This window comes from Sphingosinicella sp., from assembly GCF_052388015.1.
In the GTDB taxonomy this organism is placed as follows: Bacteria; Pseudomonadota; Alphaproteobacteria; order Sphingomonadales; family Sphingomonadaceae; genus Allosphingosinicella.
On the sequence record NZ_JBQTIN010000042.1, the window covers coordinates 1 to 24,320 of the forward strand.

At 69.8% G+C, this 24,320-nt stretch carries 22 protein-coding genes; 7 read left to right on the forward strand and 15 right to left on the reverse strand.

All coding sequences use genetic code 11. From position 1 onward, the window contains the following. The 3 genes from trxA to ACT4N3_RS03575 form a co-directional block, all read right to left on the reverse strand. On the reverse strand, positions 1 to 320 hold a 320-nt coding region (gene trxA / locus ACT4N3_RS03565), incomplete at its 3' end, for a thioredoxin (RefSeq protein WP_444853833.1). Positions 321 to 377: 57 nt separating this feature from the next. Then, the gene (addA, locus tag ACT4N3_RS03570) at positions 378 to 3,803 is read right to left on the reverse strand and encodes a double-strand break repair helicase AddA (protein WP_444853834.1); all 3,426 of its coding nucleotides are present in this window, start codon (positions 3,801 to 3,803) and stop codon (positions 378 to 380) included. Continuing rightward, entirely contained in the window at positions 3,804 to 4,358 is a 555-nt protein-coding gene (locus ACT4N3_RS03575) for a methylated-DNA--[protein]-cysteine S-methyltransferase (RefSeq protein ID WP_444853835.1), read from the reverse strand. A 145-nt stretch (positions 4,359 to 4,503) separates the two neighbouring features. On the opposite strand from ACT4N3_RS03575, the gene ACT4N3_RS03580 reads away from it, so the two are divergent. Both ACT4N3_RS03580 and ACT4N3_RS03585 read left to right on the forward strand, forming a co-directional pair. Continuing rightward, a complete protein-coding gene (locus ACT4N3_RS03580) occupies positions 4,504 to 4,896 on the forward strand; it encodes a hypothetical protein (protein WP_444853836.1) in 393 nt (130 codons plus the stop codon). A gap of 129 nt (positions 4,897 to 5,025) precedes the next feature. Then, on the forward strand, positions 5,026 to 5,226 hold the full coding sequence (locus ACT4N3_RS03585; protein WP_444853837.1) for a hypothetical protein: 201 nt from the start codon (positions 5,026 to 5,028) through the stop codon (positions 5,224 to 5,226). Here the strand turns inward: ACT4N3_RS03585 and ACT4N3_RS03590 are convergent. Together ACT4N3_RS03590 and ACT4N3_RS03595 are read right to left on the reverse strand one after the other, a co-directional pair. Continuing rightward, positions 5,223 to 5,816 (reverse strand): DUF4893 domain-containing protein, encoded by a 594-nt coding sequence (locus ACT4N3_RS03590; RefSeq protein ID WP_444853838.1) that lies wholly within the window; start codon positions 5,814 to 5,816, stop codon positions 5,223 to 5,225. The two genes, ACT4N3_RS03585 and ACT4N3_RS03590, sit on opposite strands and share 4 nt — an antisense overlap. Before the next feature lie 7 nt (positions 5,817 to 5,823). After that, positions 5,824 to 6,771, reverse strand: coding sequence for a PilZ domain-containing protein (locus tag ACT4N3_RS03595; protein ID WP_444853839.1), 948 nt, complete (start codon positions 6,769 to 6,771; stop codon positions 5,824 to 5,826). 184 nt (positions 6,772 to 6,955) lie between these two features. Here ACT4N3_RS03595 and ACT4N3_RS03600 point away from each other — a divergent pair, with 184 nt between their 5' ends. The 4 genes from ACT4N3_RS03600 (at position 6,956) to ACT4N3_RS03615 (ending at position 10,767) form a co-directional block, all read left to right on the forward strand. Next, the gene (locus ACT4N3_RS03600; protein WP_444853840.1) at positions 6,956 to 7,720 is read left to right on the forward strand and encodes a sulfite exporter TauE/SafE family protein; all 765 of its coding nucleotides are present in this window, start codon (positions 6,956 to 6,958) and stop codon (positions 7,718 to 7,720) included. Positions 7,721 to 7,785: 65 nt separating this feature from the next. Beyond that, positions 7,786 to 8,358, forward strand: a complete 573-nt coding sequence (locus ACT4N3_RS03605; protein ID WP_444853841.1) for a hypothetical protein — start codon at positions 7,786 to 7,788, stop codon at positions 8,356 to 8,358. Positions 8,359 to 8,488: 130 nt separating this feature from the next. After that, a complete protein-coding gene (locus tag ACT4N3_RS03610; RefSeq protein WP_444853842.1) occupies positions 8,489 to 10,432 on the forward strand; it encodes a S9 family peptidase in 1,944 nt (647 codons plus the stop codon). 80 nt (positions 10,433 to 10,512) lie between these two features. Next, positions 10,513 to 10,767, forward strand: coding sequence for a YdeI/OmpD-associated family protein (locus tag ACT4N3_RS03615; RefSeq protein WP_444853843.1), 255 nt, complete (start codon positions 10,513 to 10,515; stop codon positions 10,765 to 10,767). An 87-nt stretch (positions 10,768 to 10,854) separates the two neighbouring features. Here the strand turns inward: ACT4N3_RS03615 and addB are convergent, their stop codons facing one another. From addB to ACT4N3_RS03655, 8 genes are all read right to left on the reverse strand, one after another. Next, complete coding sequence (gene addB, locus ACT4N3_RS03620) at positions 10,855 to 13,779, reverse strand: double-strand break repair protein AddB (RefSeq protein WP_444853844.1); 2,925 nt, start codon at positions 13,777 to 13,779, stop codon at positions 10,855 to 10,857. A gap of 19 nt (positions 13,780 to 13,798) precedes the next feature. After that, positions 13,799 to 14,563, reverse strand: a complete 765-nt coding sequence (locus ACT4N3_RS03625) for a nucleotidyltransferase family protein (RefSeq protein WP_444853845.1) — start codon at positions 14,561 to 14,563, stop codon at positions 13,799 to 13,801. After that, positions 14,560 to 15,564: an aminoglycoside phosphotransferase family protein gene (locus tag ACT4N3_RS03630; RefSeq protein ID WP_444853846.1), complete on the reverse strand. Its 1,005-nt coding sequence runs from the start codon at positions 15,562 to 15,564 to the stop codon at positions 14,560 to 14,562. Before ACT4N3_RS03630 ends, ACT4N3_RS03625 begins: the two co-directional genes overlap by 4 nt. Next, positions 15,549 to 15,995 (reverse strand): tRNA (adenosine(37)-N6)-threonylcarbamoyltransferase complex ATPase subunit type 1 TsaE, encoded by a 447-nt coding sequence (tsaE, locus tag ACT4N3_RS03635; protein ID WP_444853847.1) that lies wholly within the window; start codon positions 15,993 to 15,995, stop codon positions 15,549 to 15,551. The genes ACT4N3_RS03630 and tsaE overlap by 16 nt, the downstream gene beginning before the upstream one ends. Continuing rightward, positions 15,992 to 18,373 carry a PAS-domain containing protein gene (locus ACT4N3_RS03640; protein WP_444853848.1) on the reverse strand — a complete coding sequence of 794 codons (2,382 nt, stop codon included), beginning with the start codon at positions 18,371 to 18,373 and terminating at the stop codon, positions 15,992 to 15,994. Before ACT4N3_RS03640 ends, tsaE begins: the two co-directional genes overlap by 4 nt. Before the next feature lie 52 nt (positions 18,374 to 18,425). Next, entirely contained in the window at positions 18,426 to 19,865 is a 1,440-nt protein-coding gene (gene ahcY, locus ACT4N3_RS03645) for an adenosylhomocysteinase (RefSeq protein WP_444853849.1), read from the reverse strand. A gap of 162 nt (positions 19,866 to 20,027) precedes the next feature. Beyond that, positions 20,028 to 20,495, reverse strand: a complete 468-nt coding sequence (locus tag ACT4N3_RS03650; RefSeq protein WP_444853850.1) for a hypothetical protein — start codon at positions 20,493 to 20,495, stop codon at positions 20,028 to 20,030. 125 nt (positions 20,496 to 20,620) lie between these two features. Continuing rightward, positions 20,621 to 21,181, reverse strand: coding sequence for a YqgE/AlgH family protein (locus ACT4N3_RS03655; protein ID WP_444853851.1), 561 nt, complete (start codon positions 21,179 to 21,181; stop codon positions 20,621 to 20,623). A 76-nt stretch (positions 21,182 to 21,257) separates the two neighbouring features. Between ACT4N3_RS03655 and ACT4N3_RS03660 the strand changes: the two genes are divergently transcribed. Beyond that, positions 21,258 to 21,740, forward strand: a complete 483-nt coding sequence (locus tag ACT4N3_RS03660; protein WP_444853852.1) for a peroxiredoxin — start codon at positions 21,258 to 21,260, stop codon at positions 21,738 to 21,740. A gap of 81 nt (positions 21,741 to 21,821) precedes the next feature. On the opposite strand, the gene ACT4N3_RS03665 is transcribed toward ACT4N3_RS03660, so the two are convergent. Continuing rightward, on the reverse strand, positions 21,822 to 22,328 hold the full coding sequence (locus ACT4N3_RS03665) for a YbjN domain-containing protein (RefSeq protein WP_444853853.1): 507 nt from the start codon (positions 22,326 to 22,328) through the stop codon (positions 21,822 to 21,824). A 52-nt stretch (positions 22,329 to 22,380) separates the two neighbouring features. Continuing rightward, a complete protein-coding gene (locus tag ACT4N3_RS03670; RefSeq protein WP_444853854.1) occupies positions 22,381 to 24,297 on the reverse strand; it encodes a M2 family metallopeptidase in 1,917 nt (638 codons plus the stop codon). Between the last annotated feature and the right edge of the window lie 23 nt (positions 24,298 to 24,320).

Below are 24,320 nucleotides of genomic sequence, written 5' to 3' on the forward strand. Positions count from 1 at the left end.
GCGAGCTCGCCCTCCAGCCATTGCTGGATGTGGCTGCGCGGCGCGGCGCCGACCTTCTGGGCAACGGGCTGGCCGCCCTTGAACAGCAGCATGGTCGGGATGCCGCGGACGCCATAGCGGCCCGGCGTGTCCGGGTTCTCGTCGATGTTGAGCTTTACGATGTCGACCTTGTCGCCGATGTCGCCGGCGATCTCCTCGAGCGCCGGGGCGATCATCCGGCAGGGGCCGCACCATTCGGCCCAGAAATCGACCAGCACCGGGCCGGTGGCGTTGAGCACGTCCTGCTGGAAGGAGGCATCGGTAACAGTTTTGGTGGCCATGACAGGAATCTCCTGAACGGGAAGTTGGACGGCATGTAGGGTGAGTGGCAAGCTTGCTCAAGCGGTCGGGCGATAAGCATCCAGCAAGGCGTCGGGCAGCGGCAGCAACACCGGCGCGGCGGTGTAGAGCAGAGCCGTTTCGACCGGCCGGTCCGGGAAGATGACCCGCAGCGCGTCGCGATAGGCGGCCATCTGGCGGAGATGCGACGCGGGCGCGTCCGCGGCGGCGCCGGGAACCCGTCGGCCGGTCTTGAAGTCGGCCACGAGGATGCGGCCCTCCTCGACCAGCAACCGGTCGACCGTGCCGGACACGACCGCGCCGCCCGGCACGACCGCCGCGATCGGCGCCTCGGCAAGCGCGTCCGGCCCGAAGAGCGGCGCGAAATCGGGGTGGTCGACGATCCGGCAGGCGTCGGCGACCAGGGCCGAGCGCTCGGCCTCGTCGGCGACACCGGCCGAGCGAAGCAGCCAGACGTCCGCGCGGTCACGCCGCTGCTCCGGCGGCACCGCCGGCAGCCGCTCGAACAGCCGGTGGAGCAATTCGCCACGCCGGGCAGCCGCGCGAGCGGCAGTGTCCGGCGGCGGATAGGCCGCCTCGTCCTCGCCCGGGGCGGACGGCGTCAGCGGCCGTGGCGGGCGCGCTTCGGCGGGCGCGGCGACGGCAATCCAAGGGGGAAGCGATATCGCTCGCGCCGTTGCCCGCGGCGGGACGGCAGCCGATCGTGGCTTTTCACCCAATCTCAGCTCTGAACCCCAAATATCTGTTTCGGCAGCCGATGTTCCCATTCCCGCGAGCGCTGTCTCAATCGCCCGGTGCCAGCTCGCCACGGGCGCGACGCCCTTCGCCATCGCACCCAGCGCGCCGCCGACGTAAAGCCGCTCCTCCGCTCGCGTCATTGCAACATAGAGAAGCCGCCAATGCTCCTGCATGTCGCGCATATCTTGTCGCGCGACGATCGATGCCAGCGGCTCCGCCATCGCCTCGGCGCGCGGTCGGAAGACCGGCAGCTTCTCCTCGATGTCCGGCAGCGGCAGCGCGGCGAGGCGCTGGCCCGGGCCGAGCCGGGCCGGATCGGCGCAGGCGTCGGCGAGGATCACCACCGGCGCCTGCAGGCCCTTGGCGCCGTGGGCGGTCATCACCCGCACTGCGTCGCGCGGTGCCGAGGGGTCGCGGACGATCTCGACCTCGCCGCGCGCGAACCAGTCGAGGAAATCCTGCAAAGAGGTTTGCGGCCCGGCGAAGTCGAGCGCGGCGGAAAGCAATTCCTCGATCGGGTCGCGCGCCTCGCCGCCAAGCCGGTCGAGCAACCTGCGCCGGCCATCGAGCGGCCCGGAAAGCGTCGCCTCAAAGAAACCGTACGGCGTTTCCAGATCGGCCATGGCGAGCAGGCCGGCCAGCCCGTCCCTGGTGTCGGCCGGCGCGGCGTTCCGTACCACCGGCCAGAGCGCGCCTTTGCGGTCCGCCGCGACGGCATGGAGCTGATCCTGCGACCAGCCGAATAAAGGCGAGACGAGCAGGCTCGCGAGGTTGAGATCGTCGAGGGGCTGGACGGCGAAGCGCGCGGCGGCGAGCAGGTCCTGAACCGCCAACGGCGCCGAGAGGCGCAGCCGATCCACGCCGGCCACCGGAACGCCCTCGCGATGAAGCCTGGCGACCAGCAGCCCGGCCAGTTCGCCGCGGCGGCGGACGAGGATCAATATGTCCTCGGGCCGCAGCGGCTTGCCGGTCTTCTCGATCCGGAACGGCGCGTCGAGCCAGCCCCTGATCTGCTTCGCCAGCGCGCCGGCATAGGCGCGGGTCGTCTCGGCGATCCAGCCTTCCTCTCCCGCGTCTGCCTCGGCGACGAACGGCTTCCAGAGCGTGACTGAGCCGACGCGGCCGGAATGGTGGGCGGCGTGCGGCAGCGGCCGCTCGGGCAGCCCGAACGCCTCATAGCCAAGGTCGCCGATGACGCGATCGGCGACCGCGAGGATCTCCGGCGACGAGCGGAAGCTCTTCTCCATCGACAGATCGTGAAAATCGGGCGGCAGCACATCGGCGGGTGTATCCGCGTCCAGAGCCGAGTCGCGGGCCGCCAGCGCCAGCTGGCGGAAAGAGGCGCGGGCGCGTTCGAACTCCTGCGGATCGGTGCCTTGAAAGCCGAAGATAGCCTGCTTGAAATCGCCGACGGTGAAGATCGTCCGGTGTCGGCCGCGCGCGCCTGCGCCGGAGAAATATTCTTCCGTCAGCGCCTCCACGATCCGCCACTGGCGCGCATTGGTATCCTGCGCTTCGTCGACCAGGATATGATCGGTGCGCTGGTCGAGCTTGTAGCGTACCCACTCGCCCATCCCTTCCTCGGCGAGCAGGCGTTCGGCCCAGCGGATGAGGTCGTCGAAATCGGCAACGCCTTCGGCGCGCTTGGCGTCGCGATAAGCGAGGGCAAACACCTGGCCCGCGCGCAGGCCTGCCGCGAGCGCGGCCACCATCTGTCCCAGCACGCGTATCCGGACCAGCCGCCGGCAGCAGTCGCCCAGCCGCGCCGCGACCTCTTCATAGTCCGGCGCGGCGCGGAGCAGCCCGGCCGAAGCCTTGCGCGGCTCGCTTTTGCCGGTGAGCACGACCCGGGCGAGTTCGTCGATCGTCCTGCCCCGATCCGGGCCGGTCCGCGCCAGCCAGGCGGCGATCGCGTCGCAGGCGGCAAGGCCGGTCGCCGCGCCCCAGGCCCGGTTGGCGTCGGCGATGGCGCGCAGAGTGACGAGATCGAAGGCATCGTCGGCGCATTCGGCGGCGATCGCGTCCTCGATATCGCCCAGCGGCAGATCGAACAGAAGGCGCAGCCGCGCCTCGACCCCTTCGCGACTCCCCAGCGCGGCGAGCGCATCGGGCGCGCGGGCGCAAGCGCGCAGAAAACCTTCAGCCCCGCCCTCGCCCATGCGCAGGCTCAGCGCCTGAACGTCGCGCACGAGGCCGTGATCGCCCTCCTGCTCGGCACGGACCAGCATCTCCGCCAGCGTGGCACGGACCAGCTGCTGCTCGGCGCGGCCCTCGAGCGGCTGGAAGCCGGGCGTGAGTCCGGCCTCGGCGGGAAAAGCGCCGAGCAGGCCTTGCGCGAACGCGTGGATGGTCTGGATCCGCAGGCCGCCGCCGGTCGCGTCGAGGACATCGGCAAACAAGGTGCGCGCGCGCTCGCGTATCGCCGGACCGACCGGCTCGCCGAGCGCGGCGAGATCGGCCGACAGATGCTCGTCCTTGGCCCGCACCCAGCGCGCCAGCCGGCCATGGATGCGCTCCGCCATTTCCGCCGCGCCCGCCTTGGTGAAGGTGAGGCAGAGGATGGATGAGGGATCGGCGCCGGCAAGCAGCAGACGCAGCACCCGCGCGGTGAGCACCTGCGTCTTGCCGGTGCCGGCCGAAGCGGAGAGCGCGGCATGAACGCGCGGTCCGGCGGCGCGGGCCTGGTCCCCGACCAGCTTCGGCAACGGATCGTGGCGGCGCGCCATTCAGTCTGCCGAGGATGCGAAAAGCGGCAGCGTGCCGGGCGCGAGCGCGCCCTCGATTTCGAGCAGCTTCAACTTGGTGACGACTCCGCCGGGCGCCGAAAAGCCGCCCGTCTTGCCATCGGCGGCCAGGATGCGGTGGCAGGGCACGACGATCGGCCAGGGATTGCGGCCCAACGCCTGCCCCACCGCCTGCGCCGCCTCCGGCCGGCCCAGCCCGGCGGCCAGCGCGCCGTAGGTCCGCGTCTCGCCGGGCGGGATCGCGGCAGCGGCGCGATAGACGGCGTGCTCCCATTCGCCGATGCCGCGCTCATCGAGCGGGACGCCGGCATAATCCACTCGCTCGCCGGCAAGATGGGCGATGATCTTGCCGATCGCGCCGCGCACCCATTCGGGCGGGTCTTCCTCGGCGCAATCGGAAACGCGCCGGGCCAGGCGCCGCCGGGCCAAATCGCGGCCGAGCTCCGGCAGCTGGGTCGCGATCAGCCCCGCCTCGCTCCAGGCGACGGCACAGGCGCCGATCGCGGTATCGAACAGTGTGAATCCGCGCACGCTCATCGGCGATCGTCTAGCCGATCGCGACGCGGACGTCTCGCCTTGACAGCCTATCGAGGCGGTCTAGTCTGTCCGCGGTCCGTGGGCTCCGACACCGCTGATGGCTGCCTGGGTCGGGGGCAGGCCACCGGACGAGGGAGAGTCAAACATGAAACCCACCCGGAAAATCAGCCGGCGTTCGTTCATCGGCCGCGTCGCCGGCGGCGCGCTCGTCGGCGGCGCGGCGCTGACCGCCATCGCCACCCGCGCCCAGGCGCAGGTCACCGATTCCGACAGCGGGCCCTATGCCGATCCGGCGGGCCGCGGTCGCGGCAACACCGGCGTCACCGACAGCGATCCGCACGATCCGCCCGGACGGGGCCGCGGCGTCCGCCGCCCCACCACCAGCGGCATCACCGACGGCGACGCGGGCCGTACCGCCGATCCGGGCGGCAATGGCCGCGGCCGGCCGAACCGGCGGTGCGGCACCCGCATCACCGATGGCGACAGCGGCCGCTATGTCGACCGCGCCGGCTGCGGCCGCGGCCGTCCGCGCCGCTAATTCAGAGCCACAGCAAGGAACGGAGACGGCGGCGCGAGCCGCCGTCTTTGTCTGTGCGCCGGCCGCGCCGCTTGCCTTCCCGCGCGCCGCGGTTCAGGAAAGACGGGCGAGACGTCGCGAGTGAGGAAGATGGCTGAAGACAGGACCGAGGACGAGCCACCGCGCGGCGTGCTGGCGGAAGCCGCGGCGGCAAAAGCCAACAAGCCCGCCCGTCCCGACCGCACCCGCCAGATCGTCACCGGCGCCGCGATCGGCATCGGATCGGCGGCTTTGGTCGCGGCCTTGCTCTACGCCAATCGCCGCCGCAAGCGCGGCAACCCCCCGGCCTAGTCCAGCGCTGGCGCGACCGGCACGAGCTCGACGATGTCGAGCGCGCCGCCGCTGCGTGGCCAGGGCATCGCGATCCGATAGCGCAGCGGCCCGACGCGCTCGACGACGCCGGCCACGTCGCGGGCCGCATCGGCGCCATATCCGGGAGCCGCTTCTCTGGCCGCGGTCGCGCCAAGGAAGATCATCCGCCGCTCGCCGTCGACATAGAAATAGCCGGCCCAGCGCTCGTCGCCGCTCTGCTTGGCGAAGGACAGCAGCGCGCCTTCGACGCCGACATGGCAGAATTGCGCCGGGAAGCGGCGCGGCGCCCTGCCCTCCGCGAGCCGCCAGACGCGACAGCGATAGGAGCCGGGCGGCGGGGCCGGCCACAAACCCGCAGCCTCGCGAGCCAGCAGCGGCGATGCCCCGGCGCGTGTCGCCGCCCAGGCGGCGTCGAGCCGCGCCAGCCGGTCGGCGTCGGCCGGCGAGACGATCGCGCGCCAATTCTCGCCGACCGGCAGAACCGGGGCGGCGCTGGGCGGCAACGGCGGCGTGAGTTGGCAGCCAGTGAGCGCCAAAGCGAGGAATGAAAGGCGTAGCGAACCCGGCATTGCCGGTTCAGGCGTTGCCGCGCCCGGCGCTGAGAATCCGTTCGAGCACAGCAGGGTGAAGCGGCTGGGTGAACTCGCAGGTGAAGCGATAGCCTTCATTGGCGACGATCCGTGCCGGCCAGCCTTCCAGTCCCGGCAATACAACCCATAGCAACGTGCCGAGCCTTAGCGGCGCATAGGATTCGAACGAGACTGTGCGCGAGTCGAGGCTGTCGACGTCGATCGTCCAACGCCTCAGGCCCTCGCGCACCCGGGCGCTGAGATTGAGCTGCACGCTGGGCGCGGCCGATGCCGCCGCCTCGGACGACATCGCGGGAGACGGGCGCGGCGGCGCCAGTTCGGAATCGGGAAGCTGACTGCGGAGCCTGAGCCAGGGCATCAGCTCCTGCCAACTGATCTCGTGCGCGAACGCAATGCCGGCGACCCGCCCGTTGGTCCAGCGAACCACGCCTTCGACGGGATGGAGCCCTTCCGGCGTCACGATCACCTGGAGGTCCTGTGCGAGGGGGTATGGCATCTCGAGCTTCACGCCGCCCTGCGCGATGTCGCGGATCGCCGCGAGCTCGGTCCGGCCGTCATGTTCGAGCAGCGCCGGGCAGGCGATCTCGATCCGCGGCATCCGCCGCCGCTCGCCGGGCTGGCTGGCGAGGTTGCGGGCGATGATCGGCAGGATGTCGACGGCGCGATCGAATTTGAGGCCGATCTCGCTGCCCTGCCGCCAGGCGACGGTGCCCACCAGTGGCTCGCCGGTCTCGAGCTCGAGCTCGAGCCGTGCGCCCGGTTCGATCGGCACGTCAGCATGAAGCACCGCGCCGCCGGCGCCGAGCTTGCGGATCTGGCAGATCTGGCGGACGCTGCCGAGCACCAGCGCGCCCGGCTGGAACAGCGCGCCGGGATCGTCCGCCACGCCTGTCGCCGGCACCTCGCCGGATAGCGAATAAACCGTGTCCAACACCTTCCCACCCCGGGATTCTTCGTGCTTCCCGCATTGTCCGACTCCAGAGGTTTACGAATCGTAAACTTTCTTCGCCGCGCGGCCGCGAAAGCGACGGTCGGGCGACCATTTCCACCCGTCCGGCGCGCGGCTATGGCGGGATGAAGGCGGGCGAAGCGATCCCGCGCGACGAGGACCGCGACCCGTGCTCGATTTCGCCACTTTGAGCTTCTGGGATTTGCTGCCCTTCATCCTGGTCGGCTTCGCGGCGCAGATCGTCGACGGCGCGCTCGGCATGGCGTTCGGGGTCATTTCCACCACCCTGCTGGTCAGTCGCGGGGTCGATCCGGCGGTCGCTTCGGCGAGCGTCCATGCGGTCGAGGTGTTCACCACCGGCGCGTCGGGCGTCAGCCATGTCGCGCACCGCAACGTCAACTGGCGCCTGTTCCGGCGGATCGTCATCCCCGGCATGATCGGCGGCGTGCTCGGCGCTTATGTGCTCACCCAGGTTTCGGCCGCGACCGCGCGGCCGTTCGTCCTCACCTACCTCGCCGCGATAGGACTCTATTTGCTGTGGCGGGCGCTGCGCCACGCGCATCAGGAGCGCAAGCCGAGGATCGTCGAGCCGCTCGGGCTTGTCGGCGGCTTCCTCGACGCGGCGGGCGGCGGCGGCTGGGGGCCCGTCGTGACCTCGAACCTGCTTGCTCAGGGCGCCCATCCAAGGAAAGTGATCGGTACCGTCAACACCGCCGAGTTCTTCATCGCATTGACCATTTCGGTGACCTTCCTCTTGTCCCTGCGGTCGGAGGCGCTGACGTCGGCGATGGCCGGCCTGCTCATCGGCGGCCTGGCCGCGGCGCCGTTCGGCGCGCTCGCGGCGAAGCGGATTCCCGCCCGGCCATTGCTCGTCATGGTGTCGGTCGTGCTGATCGCCACCAGCCTGTACGGGATTTGGACCGCGCTGAGCTAAAAAGGTTAACAGAATTCGTTAACAATGGTAAACGAACGGCTCCACGCGTTCTTGAGGAGCGTTTGATGAAGAAGCCGCTCGTCCTCGCCGCCCTTTCCGGTCTCATCCTCGTCGGCGCCGCCTATCCCGGCCCCGCCGATCGCGACGACGACCAAAGCGCCTCGTCCTCCGAAGGCGGCCGGACCTACCGCCCGTGCCGCAGCCGGCGCGACGACAATTGCATCCAGCTTTACGAGCGCGGCGTCCGTGCCGCTTATGCCCGCTGGCTGCGCGACGGCGACCCCGGCTATGAAGAGGCGGTGCGCTATGCGGCGGTCGACGACCGGCGCTACGGCCGGCGCGGCCCGCACGATCACGATCGCGACGACGAACGCGGCGGTCATCGCAACCATGCGCTCGACGACGGCCATCACGGGCCGGACGCCGACCGGCGCGGTCATCACGCCCAGGACGGCCATCGGGGCCATGGCGCGGACCATGCCGATCTCGGCGACGGCCATCGCGGCCACCGCGAGCGGCATGCGTCGCTCGGCACGCGCTGCGAGGACGGTCACGCACGGCCCCGCGCGCCGCGACAGGCGATCCGCCCGGCCCCCCGCCCGCGCAACTATGAGGATAGCGGCGTCCGCGGGATGTAAGGTGAACAGGTCGCCATGACCCCCGGACATGGCTGAAACTGCCGGGGGCAGTTTCATCTGTTCACCTTGACGCGGCGCGGCGGCTGCGGGAACGCCTGAGATGTTCCGCCCTCAGCCGCCGAGGTCCCGCGTGATTCGCCCCGCTTTTGCCGCCATCCTGCTTGCTTTCTCCGCGGCGAGCCTCGCCCAGCCCGCCCGCGTCGAGACCCGTCAAGTCGGCGCGGCGCGCCTGGAGAATGTGCCGGAAATCCCGGCCGACGTGCGCGTCGCCGTCCAGCGCTACCAGAATTACCGGTCGGTCCAGTTCCAGGACTGGCTGCCCGGCGGCGCGATGCTGATCACCACCCGGTTCGGCGCGACCAACCAGATCCACCGGGTTGCGGGCCCGCTGCAGGCGCGCACCCAGCTCACCTTCCATGACGAACCGGTCGCGAACGCGCAGGCGATCCCGAACAGCAGCGCCTTCATCTACAGCCGCGACACCGGCGGCGACGAATGGTTCCAGATCTACAGCCGGGGCCTCGCCGGTGGCGACACCCGCCAGCTCACCGAGCCCGGCACCCGCAACCAGTCGGCGACCCTGAGCCGCGACGGCCGGCTGCTCGTCTGGTCGCGCGCCAGCCGGGGCTCGGCCGATTATGCGATTCTCGCGGCCGATCCGATGAATCCCGCCAGCCGCCGCGTCGTCTGGCAGGGGATCGGCGCGGTCGGCCCGGCCGACATCTCCGCCGACAACCGCCAGGCGCTGATCGCGCGCGGCATCTCCAACCGCGAGACGCGGCTGATGATCCTCGACCTGGGCTCCGGCCAGGTCCGCGAGCTGGCCTGGAGCGCCGCGACGCCGGCGCGGTACGAGGAGCCGCGCTTCGTCCGCGGCGGCCGGGCGATCCTCGCGATCACCGACGCCGGCAGCAACGTGCGCCGGCTGGTCGAGATCGACATCGCGACGGGCGAGCGCCGGCCGGTCTCGCCCGAAAGCCGCTGGGACGTCGAGGATTACGACCTCAGCGACGATGGCCGCGTGCTGGCCTATGCGTTCAACGAAGACGGCTTCTCCCGCGTCGTCGTCCAGGACTTCGTCACCCGCCGCGCCTTGCCGCAACCCACAGGCCTGCCGCGCGGCGTGCTGACCGCGCTCGAATTCTCGCCCGACGGCCGACGGCTGGCGATCGCCGTCACCGCCGCGACCACCGCCGGCGATGTCTGGACCTTCGACCTTGCCGGGCGTGGCGGAATCCAACGCTGGACGCAGTCCGAGCTTGGCGATCTCGACCCGGCCCGCCTCGCCGAGCCCGAGCTGATCCGCTTCGCCAGCTTCGACGGCCTCTCGGTCCCCGCCTTCGTCTACCGCCCGCGCGGCGTCGCGGCGAACGCGCGCACGCCGGTGATCGTCGACATCCATGGCGGCCCCGAAGCCCAGACCAGGCCCGGCTGGAACCCCGGCGCGCAATATTTCGCCGACACATTGGGCGCGACTGTGATCCTGCCCAATGTGCGCGGCTCGGATGGTTACGGCACCCGCTACCTCAACCTCGACAATGCCGAGCGGCGCGAGGACAGCGTCCGCGATATCGGCGCGCTGCTCGACTGGATCGGCACCCAGCCGAACCTCGATCCGCGCCGGGTGGCGGTCTACGGCCAATCCTATGGCGGCTATATGTCGCTCGCCGTGATGACCCATTATTCGGACCGGCTCGTCGGCGGCGTCGAGCGCTACGGCATCTCGAACTGGATCAGCTTCCTCCAGAACACCGAGGCCTATCGCCGCGACAACCGGCGGGCCGAATATGGCGACGAGCGGGTGCCGGCGATGCGCGCCGTGTTCGAGCGGATCTCGCCGCTCAACAACATCCGCCAGATCACCCGGCCGATGCTGGTGATGCAGGGCGCCAACGACCCGCGCGTGCCGCAATCGGAGTCGGACCAGGTGGTCCGCGATCTGCGCGCCAACGGGGTCGAGACCTGGTACGTGCTGTTCGCCGACGAGGGCCACGGCTTCCAGAAGAAGCCGAACAACGATCTCAGGCGCGAGGTGGAGACGGTGTTCCTGCGGCGGCTGTTCGAGAGGCGCTGACGCGTTCGTCCCCACTCCCCCGAGGGAGTAGTGGGTCAGTGCGAACGTTACTCTCGGAGGGACAAGGTTCAGCGCTACTGATGACTGACGTGAGAAATATCCCCGGTGGAGTCGTCCACGATCTTCCCGAAGATCTGAGAGACGCACTTGAGGTGGATTCAAAAGCCTTGGCAACTTGGGAAGATATTTCGGCGCTGGCGCGTAACGAATGGATTTGCTGGATCGAATCCGCCAAGAAGCAGGACACTAGGCGCAAGCGCATCGACTGGGGTTGCTCAAACTTGAGGGATGGAAAGCGCCGTCCTTGTTGTTGGCCGGGATGCCCTCATCGATGAGACCTGCCAAGCCTTAAGCCTATGTCCGCTTCCCACCCCGGCGGACATTTGGAGCAGCTAGCCAGCCATGGATCGAGGGGCAGCACTTCACTCCCGCCCGTACCATTCCTCCAGCCGCATCAGCTGGTCATATTCCGGCCAGGAATATTCCGGCTTCACCTTGGCGGTGAACGGCTCATCGCCGGTCAGCCACTTGCCGGCGGCGACGGCGAAGGCGCGCTCGGCGCGGGCGAGGAATTCCTCCGGGCCGATCTGCTCCGGTCCGCCGAGCGGGCTCGAGACGAAGCCCAGGCGGCCCTTGCTGCGGGCGAGGCTCCAATATTCGAAGGCGGCCGCCGCCCCTTCCACGCCATCGAAGCCGCCGCCTTCCGCGATCAGGCCGAGCAGGCCGAGCTGGAGCGAGAAGCCTTCCATCACCGCCTTGCGCGACGGCGGCTGACCAGTCTTGTAGTCGACGATCGCGAGGCTTCCGTCCGCCAGCCGGTCGATCCGGTCCGCCTTGCCGCTCAATTCCACGTCCGCGAGCGCGGTCCTGCCGGACGCCTCGGCCTTGAGCGGCCGGCGGCCGTCCGCGCGGCTCGCCGCCATTTCCTCGGCAATGAACGCGATCGCCTCCATCAGCCGCGGCTGCCACAAGGCGCGAAGCAAGGGGTGGACGCCCGGCAAAGCGAGCAAGGCCTCGGCCCGGGGCACCAGCTTCGCCGGATCGCAATCGTCCTCGCGCATCCAGTCCTCAAGCACCTTGTGCACCGCCGTCCCGCGCCAAGCGGCGGTCGGCTCGGCGTCGACGTCGTCGAGGCTCGACAGGCCGAGGATGCGGCGGGCGTAGAAGGCGAAGGGATCGGCCTGGAGCCGGTCGACCTCGGTGACCGAAAGCTTGCGCGGCCGTTCGCCCGGCGACGGCGCGGGGCGTGCGGCGGGACGCGGCGGTCCTTGCGGCCTGTCAATCGCCCGGGCCCAGGCGGCGAGGCGCGGCGCGCGGCTGACGCCGCCGGTCATCGCTTCCAGCCGCAGCCAGAAGCGCGAGGCGATGGTCGGCGAACGGGCATCGCGCCGGGCGCGGGTGATCAGCACCTGCGGAGCGCCCAAAGCGGCGGCGAAGTCATGCGCGGCGAGGCCGATGCGCCGCTCGAGCGACGGCAGGCCGAGATCGGCGCGCAGGCGCGGCGCCAGCCAGGGATCGGGCAAGGGCAAGGCCGGCCAGACGCCCTCGTTCAGCCCGCCCAGCACCATGAGGTCGGCGCGCTGGAGCTGCGCCTCGATCAGGCCCCAGATGGAGAGGCGCGGATGCTGGCCGTAAGGCGGCCGCACCGCCTCCGCCGCGAGCAGCTGCTCCAGCAAGACGGGAAGCTCGGCGGGATCGACCCGCTCCGGGCCGGTGTCCGCCGCCGCCTCGATCCGGGCGAACAGGTCGGCGGCGGCGCGGCCGGCGGGGCCGCTCCACACCGCATCGCCGGCCAGCCGCGCCGCGGCCTCGCGGATCGCCGCCAGCAAGGGGCCGAGCCGGACATCATTGGCGAAGGCACTTTCCAGCGGTTCGAGCAGCGGCGCGATGTCGCGCCACCCGGGCAAGGCGGCCGCACGCGTTTTCGCCTCGCGGTCCTCTCCGGCACGAAGGTGCAACGCGATCCCCTCCAGCCCGGTCGCGGGGCGCGGGCCGCGCAGCGCGAGATCGAGCCGGCGCGCGCCATCCAGCCAGCCGAGCCGTTCGTCGCCGGCGCGGACCAGCGGATGCTTGAGCAAGGCCAGCAGCGGGACCGGCGCGAAGCGCTCCGCCGCCGCGTTCGCCAAGGCGAGCAGCAAAGTGCCCGGTGGCGTTTCGCTGAGCGGCCGGCCGGCGCTGTCGTCGGCGACCACGCCCCACCGCTTCAAATGGGCCGAAACGCGCCGGGCGAGGCCGCGGTCGGGCGTCACCAAAGCCGCCGTCCGGCCCGGCTCTTCCAGCGCCTCGCGCAGCGCCAGCGCGATCGTCTGCGCTTCCTCGGCCGGATCGGCCAGCTCCAGCGCCCTGACCCCGCTCAGCCGGCGCTCGTTTGGGCGCAGCGTCTCCCAGCGGCCGGTGAACGCGGGTGGCGCCATCGCATGGCCGATCGCGCGGCCGCGCGCCGCCGGCGCGTCCCGGCCGCCGCCCCAGCGCCAGCTTTGCACCTCGCCGCGCGCCACGCCCATCCGGTCGAGCAGCAATTTCAGGTGGAATTGCGGGTGGGTTTCGATGGAGGGTCGCCGCCGGCCCGTTTCCGGATCGGGATCGTGCGGGCCGAGCGCGCGCCATTCCTCCTCGGCCATGTCGAGATCGAGTGCCGGGAGCACGACCATCCCGTCCGGGAGCCCGGATATCGCCTTGAGCAAGCGTGCGACCGCCGGCGCGCTCGTCGTCACGCCGGCGGCGCAGACGAAGCTTGCCGGTGGCGCCGTCCGCCAGCGCCGTGCCGCCGCGTCGAGCAGCCGGTTGCGCCGCGCGGCGAGGTCGATCTTGCCCAGCGCCGCGAGCACGTCGGGCCAGACGTCGAGGACGACGCGAAGCTGTTCGAGCGACTTTTCCCAGTGGCGCGCCAGGTCCGGAGCCTCGCCGGCAAAGCTGGCGAGGCGAGAGGAATCGATCTCCTCGACCAGCAATTGATCGAGCGTGCGGCCGAGTTCGCGCGCGAGCCGCAGCGCCTCGGCCGCGCCGACACCGCGCGCCCGCCCGATGAGCCCGGCCAGCAGGAACTGGCGCTCGATCGGGTCGATCGCCGGAGGAATTGCGTCGTCTTCCCCGATCGGCTCCAGGGCGCCGCCGAGCCGCTCGTTCAGCTCGGGATCGCCGATCGGAACCAGCCGCGGCAGCAGCAAACCGCCGCCCGAGCGGCGCACGAAAGCGTCCTGGATCGCGCGCGCGGCGCGGTTGTTCGGGGTCAGCACGATCCCGCGCGCGAGCCCCGTCTTCTCCCGTCCGAAACGGGCGACCAGCCCCGCCGCGAGCGCGTCGGCGAAGGCGCGATGGGCGGCGATGGTGAAAACTGCCGGGGTCACCGCGACAGCCTAGTGGCGGCTAGCCGGCGCGCAACATTTCCTCGGCGGCCTTGATGTTTTCGGGGCGGCCGACATCGAACCACAGGCCCTGATGCACCGCGCCGAACAAGCGCCCCTTTTCGATGGCGCGGTCCCAGAGCAGGTTCGTGGAGAAGGGCCCGTCCGGCAGATCGCCCGCGAAGAAGCGCTTCGAGAGCATCTGGATGCCGGTGTAGACGAAAGGGGCGACGCCGCGCGGCCGGCGGCGGGCGAGCGCTCCGTTGGCGCTCATATGGAAGTCGCCGCGGCCCTGATGGCAATTCGCCTGGGCCAGCGGAACGAGGAGCAGGAGGCCGTCCATCCGTTCCTCGTCCCAGCCGGACGCGAGCAGCTTCAAGGCGTCGACGGGGCCATCGACCCAGAAATTGTCCGCGTTGAGGGCGATGAACGGATCGGCGTCGATCAAAGGCAGCGCCTTGACGAGGCCTCCGCCGGTTTCGAGCAGTTGCGCCCGCTCGTCCGAGATCGCGAAGTCGATCCCCTTCACCCGGTTCTGGAGGTGCCCCTCGATCGCATCGGCGAGGTAGTGGACGTTGATCACCGCCTTCGCGACGCCCGCCGCCTTGAGATGATCGAGCACATGATCGATCAGCGGCTTGCCCGCGACCTCGATCAGCGGCTTGGGCCGGGTCGCGGTGAGCGGGCGCATCCTTTTGCCGAGACCCGCGGCCATCACCATCGCGGTGGTGGGCACCGCCTGGCCGGGATCGGGGCGCAGCGCGAGCGCCTTTCTCTGCCGGCTCATGCGGGCAGCGTCTCGCGCCAGGCCGCGGCGCGCTTTTCCGTCGGCACATGCGCGTCGAACCAAGCTTTCACGCCCGCGAGCGATGCATGCTCCAGGTCGCGCTCCAAAAGGCCCCACATGCGCGGCTGATAGCCGGTGTAATGCAGCTTGCCGTCGCGCTTCCAAAGCCGGGTGAAGACGCCGAGGATGCGCGTGTTGCGCTGCGCCGCGAGCGCCCAGTAAGCGACCTCATATGCCGGGTCGCAGCCGGTCGCGGCCATGTAGCGGGCGAGCATGTCGCGCTCGATCTCCGGCGGAACGTCGCGCCGCGCATCCTCCAGCACGGAGGCGAGGTCATAGGCCGGATGGCCGGCGACCGCGTCCTGGAAATCGAGCAGGCCGAGATGCGCGATCCCCTCCCGCCCGTCGACCAGCATCAGATTCTCGGCATGATAGTCACGCAGCACGGTGACCGGCGAGAGGCCGTCCGCCGCCACCGGCGCCAATGCGTCCCGCCAGGCTTCGAGAAACGCCTCGCGGTCGACGTCAAGGCCGAGCGCCGGGCAATACCAGTCGGCGAACAAGGTCACCTCGTCCAGCCACAGGTCGAGCCCATGCTCGCGCAGGCCCGCCATTGGCGGCTTGTCGTGCAGATGGACGAGGAGGTCGATGGCGCCTTCATAAAGCAGCCGCTCGCGATCCGGCGCGGCATCCGCCGTCTCGCGGAAGCGCGCGTCGCCGAAATCGTCGATCAGCAGCAGCCCCTGGTTCAGGTCGCAGGCGAGGATCGCCGGCGCGGACAGGCCGGCCTCGGCCAGCCATTCGGCGACGGCGATGAAGGGGCGCGGGTCCTCATGCGGCGGCGGCGCGTCCATCAGCACCGCCCGGCGCGCGCCATGGATCACCCTGAAATAGCGGCGAAAGCTGGCGTCGCCGGCGAGCGGCCGAATCTCTGCGCCGCCCCAGCCATGCGCGGCGAGAAAGGCGGCGGCGCCCGCCGGAGGAATCATCGAAGCGGCCATCGCCCGCCCCAAGCGGGCGGCACGTGCGCTGTCAAGGCGCGGCCGCCTCCGGGCGCGTCGGCGAGGGTCAGGAGGAGCGTTTCCGGCCACAAAGCCGGCAGCCGCTCCGGCCATTCGATCAGCATGGCGGAGTCGGCCAGCGCCTCGCCAAGCCCCAGCTCCTCAAGTTCTGCCGGGTCCTCGATCCGGTATAGGTCGACGTGCCAGAGCGGAAGCCGCACGTCGGGCGGCGCATAGGTGATGACGATCGGGAAGCTCGGGCTCGCGACCTCGCCCTGATGGCCGAGCCCCTTCAGAACGCCCCGCGCCAGCGTCGTCTTGCCAGCGCCGAGCGCGCCAGACAGGGCGACGAGGTCGCCGACGCGAAGCGTCGCGGCGAGGCGGCGGCCGAATTCCTCGGTCGCCGCCGCATCGACAAGCAGGACGGTCACGCCCGCCGCGCCTCCCGCGCCTGATGCTCCGCCTGCTGGCCGGCGGTTCGAGGAAGGCGGATGGTCACGGTTGTCCCCTGCCCCGGCTCCGATTCCAGCGCGATCGTGCCGCCATGCGCCTCGACGAACTGCCTCGCGAGCGGCAGGCCGAGCCCGACCGCCGCCGCCTCGTCGCCGCGACCGTCGACGGTGCGATGGAAGCGGTCAAAGACGGCGAGCCGGTCCGTCGCCCCTATGCCGCGGCCATTGTCGGAGACAATGATCCGCGCCTCGCGTGCGTCGCCCTCGGCATGGACCAGCACCCGGCCGCCATCGTCCGTATAGGACACGCCGTTGGCGATGACATGCGCCAGCGCCTGGCCGAGCCGGCGTGGGTCGCCGGTGATGATGCCGACGCTCGGGTCGATCTCGATCGCGAGGTCCAGCGCCTTGCGCGCCGCGCGCTCGCGCATACCCTCCGCAGCTTCCGCGCACAGAGCGGCGAGGTCGACCTCGTCCTCGGCGAGCAGCAGGCTACCCGAGTCGCTCTGGGTCAGGTCGAGCACGTTGTCGATCAGCGCGCCGAGCCGGCCGACGCTGTCGAGAATCGCGACGACATATTCGGCCGCGGTGGGCGTGAGCTCGCCGGCATAGCCGCCCGAGAGCATCTCCGCGAAACCGGCGATCGAGGTGAGCGGCGTGCGAAGCTCATAGCTCATGTTGGAGACAAAGGCGGTCTTCAGCCGGTCCGCTTCCTCCAGCGCATCGGTCCGCTCGCGGAGTGCAGTCTCGACCTTTCGGCTGTCGGTAATGTCGAGCATCGTGAACAAGGCGGCGCCATCGGGGAGCGGCACGGCCGCGAACTCGAACTCGCGATCGTCCGCCATCGCGACCCTGCCTGAGCGCTGCTTGCGCTCCTGGGTGGCGCTCCGCACCAGCTCGCGCACCAGCCCGGCATGGCTCGCTTTCTTGAGCCGCGCGGCGAGATGCGGGGTCAACGCATCGACCCGCGGATGGGCGGCGAGCTGCTCCTCCTCGAAACCCCACAATTCCTTGAAACGGGTGTTCCACAGGTTGAGCCGGCCGTCCGAGGCGAAGACGCCGACCGCCTCGAACAGATTGTCGAACGTGGCGCTGCGGACCCGCAGCAATGTGTCGCGCGCCGAGGCGAGCTGGATCTGCTCGGTCCGGTCCTCGAAGATCAGCAGCAAGCCGCCGTCGGGGAGCGGCTGGGCGACGACGCGGAGGTGGCGGCCGCCGGGCAGCAGCCAATCCTCCTCGTCCGCGGCGAGGCCGCTGGTGAACCAGCGCCGCCGCTCCTCTTTCCATTCCGGGAAATCGCGGACCTCGGGCAGCGCGCCCTTGTCGCGCATCGCGTCGATCAACCGCTCGAATTCGGGCCGGTCGGCGAGGAAATCGGCCGACAGGTCGAACAGGCGCGCGAAGGGCTGATTGAAGAAGGCGAGGCCGCGGTCGCGGCCGAACTGGGCGACGCCGGCCGAAAGCCGGTCGAGCATGTCGCGCTGCGCATCGGCGAAGCGGGCCAATGCGGCGCGCGCTTCCTCCTCTTCCTCGACATCGATCGCATAGCCCGCGATCCCGCCGGCGGCGAGCGGCGTCTCGACCACCCGCATCGCCCGGCGCTCGCCGCCGATCGTCGCCGGCTGGATGCGCTGCACGGTCGCGCCGCCATCGCGCACCGCCGCCGCGTCGGCGAGCGGGCTGTGCCCGTCCGCCTCGTCGATCAGCTCGATCTGGCCGCGCACGACGTCCGCCGCGCCCTCTGTCTCGACGGCTTTCACATAAGCGCTGTTGACCAAAGTGAGCGACAGGTCCGGGCCGCGATGCCAGATCGGGAACGGCGCCGCTTCGATGAGCGCGGTCAGCGCGTCAAGCGCGGCGCCGCGCCGCTCGACCTTTTCCGCCAGCGCCTCGATCCGTCGTTCCGCCTCGGTCGCGTCGAGCAGCCAGAGCAGGACCGCGCCTTCGCCGAAGCCGGCGGGCGCCGGCCCGGCCTCGACCTTGAGCACCCGGGCCGATCCCGTCGGCGTAAATGAGAGCGAGGCGACACCGCCGGTCGCCGCGTCGGCGACCAGCGCGTCGAGATCAGGTGCGGTTTCGGCGATCGCATCACGCAAATCGGTCCATCGCTCTGGCAGCCGGCCGAGCCCGAGCATCGGCGCGATCCGCTCGTCGCCCTCGAGGAGCCCATAGGCGCCGATCAGCAGCGCCGCCGCCGGACTGGCCGCCAGCAGCGCCTCATGCCGGGCGCCACCGTCCGACAGGGCGGCGGCTTCCCGCGCGCGCCGCATAGCGCGCAAAGTCGCCCAGAGCGCGAGCGCGACCCAGAAGCCGGCGACTAGCGCCAGCACGATCATCGCGGTTTGGCCGAGCAGCATCCTCCCGCGTCTCTAACCGGCACGCGGGCCGAGCGGAAGCGCGACGCGAGGATCAGTAGCGATAATGCTCCGGCTTGAACGGTCCGGCGACCGGCACGCCGATATAATCGGCCTGGCGCTGGTCGAGCTTGGTCAGCTTCACGCCGAGCTTGTCGAGATGGAGCGCCGCGACCTTCTCGTCGAGATGCTTGGGCAGGACGTAGACGTCGTTCTGATATTTGTCGCCGCCGGTCCACAGCTCGATCTGCGCCAGCACCTGGTTGGTGAAGCTGGTGCTCATCACGAAGCTCGGATGGCCGGTCGCGTTGCCGAGATTCACCAGCCGGCCCTTCGACAGGACGATGATCTTCTTGCCGTCGGGGAACTGGACCTCGTCGACCTGCGGCTTGATCTCGGTCCACTTCATATTGCCCAGCGCCGCGATCTGGATCTCGCTGTCAAAATGGCCGATGTTGCACACGATCGCCATGTTCTTCATGTCGCGCATGTGATCCAGAGTGATCACGTCCATGTTGCCGGTCGCCGTCACGAAGATGTCGGCGCGCTTCACGGCCTCCTCCATCGTCACCACCTCATAGCCCTCCATCGCCGCCTGCAGCGCGCAGATCGGGTCGATCTCGGTGACGAGGACGCGGGCGCCGCCGTTGCGAAGCGACGCCGCCGAGCCCTTGCCGACATCGCCGAAGCCGGCGACGCAGGCGATCTTGCCGGCGAGCATCACGTCGGTGCCGCGGCGGATCGCGTCGACCAGCGATTCCTTGCAGCCATAGAGATTGTCGAACTTCGACTTGGTGACGCTGTCGTTGACGTTGATCGCCGGGAAGGGAAGCTTGCCCTTCTTGGCGAGGTCATAGAGCCGGTGGACGCCGGTGGTCGTTTCCTCGGACACGCCCTTGATCGCCTCGACCGTCTTCGTGAGATAACCCGGCCGCTCGGCGAGGAAACGGTTCAGCGTCGCGACGAAGACTTCATCTTCCTCATTGGTCGGCGCGAACAAAGCCTCGCCCGCCTCGACGCGCGCGCCCCAGAGCGCGAACATGGTGGCGTCGCCGCCGTCGTCGAGGATCATGTTGCAGGTCGTGTCCTGCCCCCAGTCGAAGATGCGGGTGACGTAGTTCCAATATTCCTCCAGCGTCTCGCCCTTGATCGCGAAGACGGGCACGCCCGATGCGGCGATGGCGGCGGCCGCATGGTCCTGGGTCGAGAAGATGTTGCACGAGGCCCAGCGAATCTCGGCGCCCAGTTCGGCCAGCGTTTCGATCAGCACCGCGGTCTGGATCGTCATGTGGAGCGAGCCGGTGATCCGCGCGCCGGTCAGCGGCTTCGATGCGCCATATTCGGCGCGCAACGCCATCAAGCCCGGCATCTCCGTCTCGGCGATCTCGATCTCCTTGCGGCCGAAATCGGCGAGATTGATGTCGGCGACGACATAATCGTCGAATCGGGCACTGCCGCTGTCGCGGGTTGGCTTGGCGTCCAGAGTCGTCGCCACGGCTGGTCTCCTTAGAAATGAAAAGGACCGCCGAAGCGAAGGCGGTCGCGCGCTCGGCCACTAGCCGCGACCGTCCCGGAATGCAAATATAAAGGTATCTTTATATGTCGGTTAGGCTCATCAATTTGGAGATGGCGCCGCCGCCGACGCGAAGCTGAGGCCTCAGCGGCCGCCGGGCAGCTCGGGCGCGGCGCCCAGCCGATCGGCGATCTCGACCAGCCGCCGTGCGTCGCCGGCCGCCTGCGCCGCCTCGTCGGCGAGCATCGCCGTCTCGGCGCACAGCTCCTCGTTCGTGTCGTCCGCGCCATAAGCGTTGGCGAGCATCGTCGCGAAGCGATCGTAATGGAACTGCGCCTCGCCGCCATGGCCGGCGCGGAACTGCGCCAGGATCACCCCGTTCGCGCCCTGAATCGTCTCCCGGCTCGCCCGCACGAAGCGGTTATAGGCCGGCGTCACGTCATAGCCCATCGCGACGCAGCGCCGCGATGCGACCATCAGCCGCGACTGCAGGTTGCGCACCTGCGCCGCCGCGGTCTGGGTGTCGTTCCAGCAGCTCATCGTCGCCTGCGCCGGCGACGCGATGATGAGGGCCGCCGTCACGGCGAGCCCGGTCTTCCTCAGTCCCCACATGTCCAATTCCCCCACGGTCCACTCGGGCGGGCGCGGAAGTGCGACCGGCCGAGTCGGGAGGCTGCGCCCGAGGGGTAAGCGAGGCGTGAAGGATCAAGGTTAAATGCGACGGATCAACGGCTTAGTTACGCAGTGCCGGATTCCGCCGCGAGCAGGCGCGGGTCGATGCCGGCCTGGCGAAAGGCGGTCGCCCAGCGCGATTCGACGTCGCAGTCGAACAGGAGATGCTGGTCGCCCGGCGTCACGAACCAGCCGTGCCGGCCCATCTCGCTCTCGAGCTGGTCCGGGCCCCAGCCGGCATAGCCGAGGGCAGCGATCCAGCGCGACGGCCCTTTCCCTTCCGCGATCGCCTTGAGGATGTCGAGCGTGGCGGACAGCACCCAGCGGTCGCTCACCGCGATGCTGTCCTGCCCGCCCCAATCCGGCGTGTGGAGGATGAAGCCGCGCTGCGGCTCGACCGGGCCGCCATGATGGATCGACGCATTGGGCGCCACGCCGGGCGCGATGTCGAGCTGCTTCAGAAGATCGTGGAAGCCGAGCCGCGGCACGACGCGCCCCAGCCCGATGCCCAGCGCCCCGTCCTCGTCATGCACGCACATCGCGATCACCGCTTTCTCGAAGCGCGGATCGCCGATGCCGGGCATGGCGAGCAGCAGCTGGCCGGACAGGAAACGAGGGGCATCCACAGGATCGTTATAGGCGTTTGGCGCGCGCGCGGACAATTGCTAAGGCCCCGCCCGCACCCCCGCGAGGAGTTCAGACATGACGATTCAGGTTGGCGACCGCATCCCCAGCACGACCCTGGTCAAGGCGACGGCCGAAGGGCCGCAACCGGTCGAGAGCGACTCCTATTTCGCCGGCCGCAAGATCGCGCTCTTCTCCGTCCCAGGCGCGTTCACGCCGACCTGCTCCGCGCGCCACCTGCCGAGCTATGTCGAGAAAGCCGACGAGCTGGCGGCGAAGGGCGTGGACGAGATCGCCTGCGTGTCGGTCAACGACGCTTTCGTGATGCAGGCCTGGGCCGAATCATCGGGCGCGGAGGGTAAGGTAACAATGTTCGCCGACGGCAATGGCGATTTCGCCGCCGCGCTCGGCCTCGACGCCGATTTCTCCAAATTCGGGATGGGCAAGCGCGGCCAGCGCTGGTCGGCGATCGTCGACGACGGCGTGGTCAAGGAGCTGAACGTCGAGGCGCCGGGCGCCTACAGCGTCTCCGGTGCCGAGTTCATGCTCGCGCAGCTTTAGGCGTCCTGTTCTCCGTCATTGCGAGCCGCGAAGCGGCGCGGCAATCCAGTCTGGATTGCTTCTCTGCGCTCGCAATGACGACTAGCGCAGCACCTCGGTCTGGAAACGCTGGGCCATGTTGGCGAAGACCAAAAGGTTCACCGCGAGATCGCCGCGCAGAAAGCCGAAATCGGCGGTGAGGTAGCGCTGGATCGCGGCGCGGCCGTCGGCGGTGACGTGCGCGGACGAAAAGGCGAAGCGCTGGTTGAAGCGATGGATGTTCGCGGCCAGCCGCTCGGGCGGCACCGCCGGCGGGCGCGGCCAGACCGACTGGATGCTGATCGCCTTGCAAGCCGCGCCCTGCCGCTCGCAGCTCCCGAACAGGATCGCCGCGCGACGACCGTTGGCGAACTGCACCTGCAGCGCCGGCCGGACCGCCGTCCCGCGCCGCTCGAACCGGGCGTTGATCTGGCGCAGCACGGTCTCGACCGTGTCGTAATTGAAGGCGGGCATGACCTGCCGGTTCTCGGGCGCCGCCGGGTTGAACGGCACCTGCGCCGCGGCAGGGGCGGCGAGCAACAGCAGGGGAATAGCGATCAGCGCGCGCATCAAATTCTCCGAACGGCGGATCGCCGCCGTTCGCGCGGTCTTTTCGACGGGATCAACGGGACGTGCGACGACCCGTGCCGGCCGCCGGACTGCCCGAGCCCTGCCAGCCGCATTGCCGGCCGCGATTCTGTTCGCGCAGCCAGCCGAGCAGCGGCTGGAAATAAGCGACCATCGGCCGGGCCGACATCTCGCGGGTGCCGGTGAAGGCCTGCAGCGCCTCCGGCCAGGGCCGCGACGAGCCCATCGCCAGCATCTCGTTCAGCCGCCGGCCGACCTCGCGATTGCCGTAGAAAGAGCAGCGGTGCAGCGGCCCGCGCCAGCCGGCCATCCGGCAGGCCGCCTCGTAGAACTGGAACTGCAGGATGCGGGCGAGGAAATAGCGGGTGTAGGAGACGCTCGCCGCGGTGTGATACTTCGCGCCGGCGTCGAAATTGCGCTCGCTGCGCGGGCTCGGTGGGACGATGCCCTGATAGCGCAGCCGCATCTCGTCCCACGCCGCCTGGTAGCGGTCCGGCGTGATCTGGCCGGAGAAGATGCCCCAGCGATAGCGGTCCATCAGCAGGCCGAAGGGCAGGAAAGCGATCTTGTCGAGCGCCTGGCGGAGCAGCAGCTGGCGGTCCTGATCGGGCGTCGGCAGCTGGTTCTGCTGGAGGAGGCCGACCTGGACCAGATATTCCGGCGTCACCGACAGCGCGATCGTGTCGCCGATCGCCTCGTGGAAGCCGTCATTGGCGCTGTTCATGAACAGGAAGGGCTGCCGGTTATAGGCGCGCTGGTAGTAGTTATGGCCGAGCTCGTGATGGACGGTGACGAAATCGTCGCCGTTGACCCGGGTGCACATCTTGATCCGAAGATCGTCCTGATTGTCGACGTCCCAGGCCGAAGCGTGGCAGATCACCTCGCGGTCGCGCGGCTGGGTGATCATCGAGCGGCGCCAGAAGGTTTCGGGCAGCGGCGCGAAGCCCAATGAGCTGAAGAATCCCTCGCCCGCCCGCACGATCCGCTCCGGCGTGTAGTTGGCGCGGGTCAACAGCTCCGTGAGATCGTACGGCGCGGCCGCCTGCTGGCCCTCGGCGCGCGGCGCGACTATGTCGTAGATATTGCCCCATTCCTGGGCCCAGAGATTGCCGAGCAGATCGGCGCGGATCGGGCCGGTCGCGGGCTGGACGGAATCGCCATATTGGCGGTTGAGGCCGGCGCGGGCGAAGCAGTGGATCTGCTCGTAGAGCGGCCGCACCTCCTGCCACAGCCGCTCGGTCAGCTGCTCGAACTGCTCCGGCGTCATGTCGTAATTGGAGCGCCACATCGCGCCGGTGTCGGCGAAGCCCAGCTCGCGCGAACCCGCATTCGCGATCTCGGTCATGCGCTGGTACTGGGCCCGCATCGGCGAGCCGACATTGTCGTTCCAGCTCGTCCACATTTCCCTGAGCTGATCAGGGTTGCGCACGGTGCCCATCCGCGCCTCGATCTCGTTGCCAGTCAGCGTCTCGTTGCCCATCCGCCCGCGGCCGCGGCCATATTGCGACGAGAGGTCGGTCGAGATCCGGTTGAGCTCGGCCGCCGCGCCTTCCGTGGTCGGCGCCGGCAAAGTGAGGCCGAGGCGCAGATTGTTGAGCTTGCGGCGCGTCGGCTCATCGAGCCCGGGGGCGCGAAGGAAATGCGCCGCCTCGCCCGCGAAGCGGACGCCCATCTGGGTGCCGATCGTGCCGAAATAAGCGGCGAGCGCGTCGGTATCTTCGGTGATGTAGGTCGCGTTCACCCATTGGGCGCGGCCGCTGATGACCGAGAATTCGCTGAGCTCGCGCTCCGCCCGAGCGACGAAAGCCTCGGCTTCCGCCTTCGTCGGCGCGGCGCGCTGGGCGGCGGCGCCGGGCTGCGCGGCGGGCGTCTGACCGGCGACTGATGCGGCGCCGACACTGGCGAGGCAGGCCGCGGCGGCGAGAGCGATGGCGGAAACCGTGCTTTTCATCGGAACATCCTCGTCTGGTCTGT